Source organism: Winogradskyella sp. UBA3174 (genome assembly GCF_002364335.1).
GTDB lineage: Bacteria > Bacteroidota > Bacteroidia > Flavobacteriales > Flavobacteriaceae > Winogradskyella.
Window position 1 is genome coordinate 1 of sequence record NZ_DEXW01000006.1, and the last position, 8708, is coordinate 8708.

Sequence of the window (8708 nt, forward strand, 5' to 3'; positions counted from 1 at the left end):
ATGTTTAAAATTATGTAGCCTTTATTCAGGACGGGTCAGAATTGCCTATAACGTGTTTGTATAAGGTTAGTTGCGTCTTTTAAGAGGTGAATTAAGTAAATAAAACACTAACCAAGAAAGTCCGTTTGGACTTTCGTAAATTGGCTAAAACCAGCAATTAATTTTTATACGGTGTTAGCAAAATTATGGTTTCTCCGTTCAGATTGCGTTTCCGGGGTTTTTGTTCCGTTCAGCTTTTAAAACCCGACTTCGTTTTTGCTGATTTTTAGTTTATAATTTGATTTAGTTTGAGCACATCTTTAGGTTTTGTTACCAATAACCTAATTTATCCTTTTTTGCAGCAATCAATAAACCGGGCTCTATAAGAGCTGTTATAATAAAATGAGCAACTATGCACGGTGCTAAACTACGCTCTGAGACTAAGTACACAATGGCTAAGGCAAAGCCTAATAATGATGTAGAAATAAAAGCATTTATTCCAGCCTTAATATTTTTTATTCCCCACATAAGATGAATAATACCAAAAGCTAAACCCGATAATATAACCTGCCATATAATAGAGAAATCGTGCGAGTTGAGATAATCCATAATCCATTTTCTGTAAATTATCTCTTCCATTATCCCTGCAAAGACAGCTGCAAAAATTGTGACTACTTTTAGTCTATCCATTCTGAACATATAGTACTTTACTTCTGATATTTTTGCTGCACTAAAGCAATATAAAATTACTATTAGTAGAGCCAATGCCCAACTTAAGGCAGTCCCACTATTACTATTTGCAAACCCTAAATATGAAATAAATCCCATTGGGTCAGAAAAAAAACTAACGACAACAAATGAACCCCATAAAAAAATCATGAAAATTAAAATAATATAAATTGACTTATTATTCATAACATTATTATTTAAAATCGTAAACTATAAATATACCGTACTGCTCTCACTGGCCCTTATATTAATAAGCAACTTCTTGTGCCATTTGGGAATATTTTTGCTAACGGTCTCGGCTATAGTTAGTACGGGATTAAAAGAAAATAAATTTTCGATTAAGCACTTAGCCAAAACTTTTTATTTTGTTTTATCTTTTTATTTCTAAAGCCAAATCAAAAGATTTGGCGGACTTGGTTTAAAACTCCAAACTTTGGGTTAAGCACCAAAACCCGTATTAATTATAGCCATTGTTGGCAATAGTATTTATTATTCTTAATTTCTCTTCAGAATACTATTTTTTAGATATATTGTTAGTTATCGATTTTTTATAAACTCTAAAGTGAAATTCAAAACACTATCATAGTCATTCAATTCTTGACCAATTGTATTTCTTATCCAATAATCCGGTTTAATACCGTGACTATCATTTTTATAATCTACGTTCATTTCCCAAACAACCAGAGGTATTTTTACCTTTTGTTTAGAGTAAGGTAAAGTAATAATATAAGATATTCCACTTGTATTCTGAACCTTATTTCCACCTACTTCTTCTCCTATAAAAATTACATTTCTATTGTTCTTTAAAAAAGAGGTAAATTCGCCTGTGGCAGAAAACGATTTACCATTTATAAGTATATAAAGTTTTCCTTTAAAGTTATCTTTTTTTGGTGAAAAGACATCCATTCCTTCAATCTTTCGCAGGCTGTAATGATTATCCATTGTTTTTTTTAACTTAAGCCAGCTAAATGTATTTAGCCAAAACACACCCTGATTACTATAATACTTTTTGTCTTTAATCTTCTTAGTAATTGTATAAACATCTTTATACATAACAAACTCTTTATCTAACAGATAAGACAAAAGCTCTTGAGTAGGAAGAGCATCACCTCCACTATTATCTCTAACATCAATAATTAAATGTTCAATTGTATTATGTTTAATTTTTTTAAATGATTCTTCTAAAAAACTTAGATAGTTTTCTTTTTCTAATTTTCTTTCTGAAAAAGTAGAAAATGTTAAAATACCTACCTTATTGTTTATTTCAAAACTCAAAGGTTTTTGTTTTTTACTCTTTTCGTAAGCATTAACTACTTCATCATTCAATAATGTGCTTTTTAATTCAATTTGAACATTTTTATTATCCTTACTTATAGTAATTGTATGATTAGATTTTGAGCCATAAATTAATGCGTAGTCTAATCCAAATAATGAAGATAAATTTTCATTTGGAAAAGTTAAATTATCACCATCTCTTGTATAATTTTTGAGTAGTGAATTATATATTTCTCCTATTGGTTGCTCATCAATTTTTAAAATCTGTAATCCTAATAAATCCTCATACCCTTTTGCAAAAAAATCACCTACATAAAATGAATCTTTATATTTATATAGTTGTATTGGAAGTAACTTGAAATCTTTTTTAAGTTTTGGATATGGGATGTCCGTATGTCCGTTTTTAATAACGCTATTTAATGGAGTTAATAGTCTATAAAACTCAAAGGTTCCCATAGAATCTTTCAAGTTTTTCTGAGTTTGTATAAACCAATCATCTATTATCTTCTTTGAAGAATAAGTATATAAACCTCCGTGGTTTTTTTCTAGATTCGATTTTAAAATAGCTAAGTCTTTTTCTAGGTATATTTTGCTGATTTTATCTTGAGAATATCCTACTTGAAAGAATAAAATATAAAATAGCGTAATAAAAATTGTTTGCGCAAAAAAAGGTATGTTAGTTCTGATCATACTGATTAAGTGTTATTGATTATTAATATTTGTAATTTTATATTGATTTTACACTGTAGAAATTATGAACGTTATTAAGGAAAAAGGATTCTAAAGTTTGAAATCAAGTAGTTTTACTGAATGCAAAAATAGACCAGAATGTCTAATGTTTAGTTTCGATTTGTTAGCATTGAAGAAATTGGTACTTATTTATTTTTATTCTTGTAGGCTCGTGGAGTTATTCCTGTGAATTTTTTGAATACTTTGTGAAATGTTGTTTTTGAAGAAAACCCAGCTTCAAGACCTATTGATTCAATATTGTATTTATCGAAGGTATTATCGTGTAACATTTTTTTTGCTTCTTCAACTCTATATTGATTTACATAGCTTGAAAAATTATCTTCGGTATTTGAATTAATAATTTGAGATAAATATCCTGCGCTAATACCTAATCTTTCAGCAGTAGATTCTCTAGTAACATTTGGGTTTCTATATTCATATTCTTCTTTAAATAGACTTTCGAATTTTTCAAAAATAGTATTAGAAGAATTAGGAGTTTTAGATATGTTTAGTTCTTGAGTTTTTAATATTTGTTTTATCTCATTTGCTTCAGCATATAATTTTCGGTTGTAAATTGTATAATAAGATACCCAGTAAAGAAAAAAAGAAATTCCAATAAATAGTATGATTGTATAATAGCTTGCTTTTTTAGTTACTAAAATACCTTCAGTAAAATCGAGAAGAATCCAAAGACCAATTAGTGAGCTTAATATAAAATGCAATCGCCATAACCAATTTTTCGACTTTTGAGAATCAGAATTTTTTAAGATAAAATATAGGTAGGTCATTAAAAAAAAATTATAAATGTAGACCAGCTTACTTTCAAGAACAAATAAGCTAAATTTTATACGAGAAAAAATTTCGTTTGTAAAAATGAAAATATCAAAATCTCTCTCTAGATTATGAATGGAATTTAAGAGTAGTGATGCAATAAAGGGTAAATACAGTAATTTAAGTTCATTATATGTATTAAGATTATGGTTGATGCTTTTTATAACAAAAAGGAAAATAAAAACGGGAGTAAGAAATACCCATTCTATATTGTCAATTATTCTTAATTTTTTATTCTCTTCATAAATACCTACTTCTGCAAGTAGTCTATTGAGCATTAATAGAGAAATAGTTAAAATTGCATATCCTAAATATTTATTTGTAATGCTTTTTAATGAGGGTCTAAATAATATTGCTAGTCCAAGGAAAAATCCTAAAGCAACATTTATGGTAAAAAGAAACAATAGAAGTTTCATTTAACTTTTATATGATTTGAAGTTTATATTATTGCCAACGTTTTGTGTATGGTTAGTTGGGTGATTGAGCAACTAATTTAGCAAATAAATCACAGATAGAATATTCCGCAGGAATGTTCGTAAGTCGGCAGTGACCTAGCAATTAATTATACACGGTGTTACCTACTGTTGCTTGTCTAAAAACAATGATACTTTATCAAAATAAGTTTTGCCTCCAACTTTCCAAACATTAGTATGATTAGCAGAATCAATTTCTATAAACTCTTTATCAGTACTTTGTATTTTTGAAAAATTATCCTTTCCGTATTTTATATTAATACGCTTATCATCATTGCCATGTACAATTAAAATTGGTTGCTTTATGTTTTCGCAGTATTCAATTGGTTTTGCTTCATTTGGATTGAATTCAGCAATGTTCCCAGTTCTATTAACTAAATAATTTGAAAAAGGCGCAAAGCTGAAACCTGCATGTAAGTCAAAATAATCATTCACAATAGTTTTGAAATCTGAGAAAGCACTCTCTATAATTCCAAATTCTAGACGATCGTCAATTCCCATTGCTTGCAGGCCTATTGCTCCACCTAATGATTGTCCCCAAATACCGATATGGTTCAAGTTTTCATTTTCATATAAATAGTCAACTAATATTTGAATATCTTTTTTTTCATTTACTCCAAAAGTACAGAATTGCCCTCCACTTTCGCCGTGAGCTATCAAATCTAGCGCAACAGAGTTATATCCATTTTTAGACAAAAAATTGCTTAAATCAATAAAGTATCCTTTATTAGACCTTATTCCATGTAATAAAATAACTGTACTTTTTACGGAATCTAAATTTGAATAAGTTAACCTAGCTGATAACTTAACATCATCAAACGAATTTATTGATAGAGTTTTACTTTTTATTTCTAAGTTTTGATCAGTCATTAATTGATGACTAATATTTTTATTTCGCTTGATGAGACCAACAATTGGGTTTCTTATTTCAGAAATAAGTCGTGGAATGAAAAAGTGAGTTAATAAAAACCCTAGAATTATTAAAACTAGTAAAAGGGGTTTGATAATTTTAGTTCTGCGTTTGTTTGGCATATTGTAGGTAACGGTTAGTATATCAAAAGTAGGGCAGTTGGTAAGTATTTAACTTTCCGTAAATCAAGAAGCCATGTTTTTAATTTTTTCTTAACTTTATTATTAGTTAAAATACAAATTAAAAACATGGCGACCCCGTAAATAAGCCCAAGCCATTGGTCAAGCAATAATCGTCCTATTTTTTATATACATTGTTAGCAAAAGTTTTTGTCCACCCAATTCCAATCTGATATCCAGATTGAGCTTTGTCCTTAATAAAAGGTAGAAATGTAGTAAGTCCAATGCTATTAGAATTATTAATCTTGTATTTTGGTGAAAAAGAAAATCCATAATTAAAGAAAACTTCATTATTGGAATAATCTCGTTCGAAACCTATTGTTTCATTTACCAAAGTACCTTTTGTATGGGCATAACTTAAACCAATTGGTACTTCAAAATTTAATTGGACTTTATTAAAATTTAACGAATACCCAAAATTAACAGTTGGTATTAATCGCATATCAATATCATCTACTAAATAAGCATTTGATTCTGATTCTCCTTTAAAATCGAAATAGGCAGTTAGAGCAAAAGAAATCGTAAAATAATTTGTTTTATTAGACAGCGGTACGATAAATTTGCTGTAGCCTCCGTAATATAATGATTCATCGCCTGCTCCCAATACACCTACTTCTAAAGAGTTGTTGTTGGTTTTTTGAGCGTATAGCGTGTTACTGATAGATAACAAACCGATAATTGTAATTATTCTAATTACTGAATACATAGTCTAATCCTTTTTTAAATATTGTATGTGCAGAACCCGTATGTCCGCTTTTTTCTATTAATTCATTTTTATGCTTAAAATTCGGATAGTTTCTATTGTCTATACGCTCATTCATTTCCTCAAAAGACGCTAGCATAACTCCTCCTTCTAAGGTTCCCATTCCATTATAAAATGTTACATCTAAGTCAATGTTTTCATTTGCATAATTCTGTTCATATTCGAATATAACACCTGAATCATACCAATATGATGTGCCACCCGCAATAAATTTATTGAATGGGTTATCTTGCCTATTCTGTGCCATAACATACTGTGTGAATAACCCACCAAAAGAATGTCCAATTAGTGTTTTATTATTTGAGGGGTCTAAATTATATCTTGATTCAAGTTCAGGTATTAGTTCTTCTTTAATAAACTGATAAAAGTTATTAGCACCTCCAGTACCGTGATCATACGATGTTGGCGTATAATCTCGATTCCTATTTTTATTGTTTCCAATAGATATTAAAATAGAAGGTGGCATACTTCCGTTCTGAGTTTTATCGGAAATTAGATTTGCTATAGCATTGAATCGAGTATCACCATCTAAACCAATTATCAATTGATTGGAAGAATCATTGGAATAATTTTCTGGTAAATAAACATAAATAGGATAGCTATCGTTAATAATGTTTGATTGTAGACTAAATTTTTCGATAACTCCAATGATCTCTAAATTGTCATCATTTGAGCAACTCAAAAGTAAAGGTAGAAATAAAAGATAAATAAATTTCATAATTCAAAGTTTGCCACAAAGGTGAAACAATTCTAAGTCATAAAACTTATTTTAAATCAATAAACGAATTTACTTTTTTAGATATTCCTTTTTTACTCTGCTATAAGATTCAGGTGTCATACTTAAGTAATTTGCAATTAATTTTTGAGGTATTTCTTCTATGAATACTTTAGATTTTTCAATTGTTTTTAGAAATAATTCATACTTTTTAAAGACATCTTTGTGTTGCAAGAGTAAAGACCTTTTTTCACGCTCTGAATGTACTTGTTCAAATAGCTTCGTGTAGATGTAGCAAAAAGGTTGGCTTTTTAATAGTAATTTTTCAATATCTTGTTTTTTAAAATAAAGAATTTCTACATCAGTCATTGCCTTTTGTATTTGATTTGAAGGCGAGTTTTCTATATAACTAGTTAAATTGTTAAAACTCATACCGGAAAGCGAAAAATCAATTGTAAACAACTCCCCTTCAATTATTACGTACTGATGAACAAAGCCTTTAATTAATAAACTAGTTTTTGTTTCAACTTGACCAATATCTAGAATAATTTCTCCCTTTTTGTATTTTTTCTTTTTTAAAATTTCAGCTATGGGCTTAAACTCCAATTCTGTAAGAGGGTACACAGTATTTAAAAAGCTATATAAAATATTTTCTTCTTTTGAGAAAGCTTTATTCATTTGTAGGTAGGTTGATTAAATTTTTGCTAACGGTTTTGTATAAGATTAGTTGAGCGGTTAAACACGTAATTTAGCAAATAAACAATGAATAGAAAATCTGAAAGGATATTCGTAAATAGTCTAGCACCAAGCAATTAATTTTATATGGTGTTGGCATTTCGTTATTTTTTTTCCAATATTTTTATTAATTCAAAACATAGTGGTATCACTATTTCACATATTTGGATTGAATGCTGATACATTTAAAAGTATCATTATACCGTTTTTTCCTTTTAGTCAAATAACATTGCTGATGAATATCCACCGGTTCCAACATTATGTCAGCAAAAAATGTTTTTAGATTGATATTTTAATAAATTTAGTTTACAGCTTTAATACTAAAAAATTGTCAACACTGTCTTGAAATCAAGAACTTTCGTTAGTTCGATATCACAAGGCAATTAATTTTGCAAGGTGTTACAAATACTTTTTTAGTTTATATAAAAGAGGTCTGGAGTCTTTGAACTATATGCCTAGCCAAACATTGAATTCACTTGTGTTGTTTTGGCTAGTCCTTACTATTTTACTTCCAGCATTTAAATATACGGATACTGTATTTTTATTATACCTTTCTAACTTATCAATAAATTTACGCTGCACACTTTCGCTACGATTAATTCTGAAAAACTTTTTAGGATCTAAAAAAACTTCTATTTGTTTAAAGACTGTTTGAGGCATTATATGCCGCTTGTTCATTTTGTCAAAAGCAAAAATGATTCCATTGTCTGCCTGAAAACAAACAATATCTTCCACTTTTAAAAAGTAGATGTCTTGGTGTGTTTTTATGGCGAACTGCTCTTTGTATTCGATACTGTTTTCTTGATTGTCTTTTAGTAAATGATTTATGGTGCCCATTAATTCATTATAGTTGGCTGATAGATTCCCTTTTAATCGGATAAATTTATCCCAAGCGTTTGAAAACCGTTCAAACGAATATGGTTTTAAAAGATATTCTATTCCATTAGCTTCAAATGCCTTCATTAAAAACTCATTGTAGGCAGTAGCAAAAATGATTGGGCAATTTATTGAGAGGTCTTTATAAACTTCAAAAACGTTCCCATCTCTTAATTCTATGTCAGAAAAAATAAGATCAATGTTATGCGTTTGTGTTAAGAGAGATTTGGCATCCGCAACGGTTTCTAGCTCAGCCACAATTTCATAGGAATTACAAGCCTGCTTAAGATATCTTTTAAGTTTTTTTCTAGCAGGAGCCTCATCTTCAATTATCAATATTTTATACATCTGTATTCTTATTTATAAATGGCAACGTCACTTTAAATTGCATGTCATTTTCTTCAATCTTGATATCATTACTTCCTAATAAAGTAAATTGAGTCGACAGGTTTTTAAGTGCCCTACCACTAGTTTTTTTTATATGCTGCTTTTTAATCTTATTATTCGTCACCTG

At 28.9% G+C, this 8708-nt stretch carries 8 protein-coding genes; all 8 read right to left on the minus strand.

Annotation, left to right across the window (positions count from 1 at the left end; translation table 11 throughout):
* Positions 1–309: 309 nt before the first annotated feature.
* Entirely contained in the window at positions 310–894 is a 585-nt protein-coding gene (locus B2U95_RS00645) for a CPBP family intramembrane glutamic endopeptidase (RefSeq protein ID WP_296311319.1), read from the minus strand.
* Between the two features lie 351 nt (positions 895–1245).
* Positions 1246–2673, minus strand: a complete 1428-nt coding sequence (locus tag B2U95_RS00650; protein ID WP_296311322.1) for a S41 family peptidase — start codon at positions 2671–2673, stop codon at positions 1246–1248.
* 185 nt (positions 2674–2858) lie between these two features.
* Complete coding sequence (locus B2U95_RS00655) at positions 2859–3959, minus strand: helix-turn-helix domain-containing protein (protein ID WP_028873217.1); 1101 nt, start codon at positions 3957–3959, stop codon at positions 2859–2861.
* Between the two features lie 162 nt (positions 3960–4121).
* Positions 4122–5048, minus strand: coding sequence for an alpha/beta hydrolase (locus B2U95_RS00660; protein WP_296311331.1), 927 nt, complete (start codon positions 5046–5048; stop codon positions 4122–4124).
* 175 nt (positions 5049–5223) lie between these two features.
* Positions 5224–5811 (minus strand): hypothetical protein, encoded by a 588-nt coding sequence (locus tag B2U95_RS00665; protein ID WP_296311333.1) that lies wholly within the window; start codon positions 5809–5811, stop codon positions 5224–5226.
* The gene (locus tag B2U95_RS00670; RefSeq protein ID WP_296311335.1) at positions 5795–6586 is read right to left on the minus strand and encodes an alpha/beta hydrolase; all 792 of its coding nucleotides are present in this window, start codon (positions 6584–6586) and stop codon (positions 5795–5797) included. The genes B2U95_RS00665 and B2U95_RS00670 overlap by 17 nt, the downstream gene beginning before the upstream one ends.
* A 69-nt stretch (positions 6587–6655) precedes the next feature.
* Positions 6656–7261 (minus strand): Crp/Fnr family transcriptional regulator, encoded by a 606-nt coding sequence (locus B2U95_RS00675; protein ID WP_028872881.1) that lies wholly within the window; start codon positions 7259–7261, stop codon positions 6656–6658.
* Between the two features lie 504 nt (positions 7262–7765).
* Entirely contained in the window at positions 7766–8542 is a 777-nt protein-coding gene (locus B2U95_RS00680; protein WP_296311343.1) for a LytR/AlgR family response regulator transcription factor, read from the minus strand.
* Positions 8543–8708 lie beyond the last annotated feature (166 nt).

Coding starts and splice junctions, on each gene's coding strand:
- B2U95_RS00660 (WP_296311331.1), bottom strand. CDS start 5,048: ATGCCAAACAAACGCAGAACTAAAATTATCAAACCCCTTTTACTAGTT.
- B2U95_RS00680 (WP_296311343.1), bottom strand. CDS start 8,542: ATGTATAAAATATTGATAATTGAAGATGAGGCTCCTGCTAGAAAAAAA.
- B2U95_RS00675 (WP_028872881.1), bottom strand. CDS start 7,261: ATGAATAAAGCTTTCTCAAAAGAAGAAAATATTTTATATAGCTTTTTA.
- B2U95_RS00670 (WP_296311335.1), bottom strand. CDS start 6,586: ATGAAATTTATTTATCTTTTATTTCTACCTTTACTTTTGAGTTGCTCA.
- B2U95_RS00655 (WP_028873217.1), bottom strand. CDS start 3,959: ATGAAACTTCTATTGTTTCTTTTTACCATAAATGTTGCTTTAGGATTT.
- B2U95_RS00645 (WP_296311319.1), bottom strand. CDS start 894: ATGAATAATAAGTCAATTTATATTATTTTAATTTTCATGATTTTTTTA.
- B2U95_RS00650 (WP_296311322.1), bottom strand. CDS start 2,673: ATGATCAGAACTAACATACCTTTTTTTGCGCAAACAATTTTTATTACG.
- B2U95_RS00665 (WP_296311333.1), bottom strand. CDS start 5,811: ATGTATTCAGTAATTAGAATAATTACAATTATCGGTTTGTTATCTATC.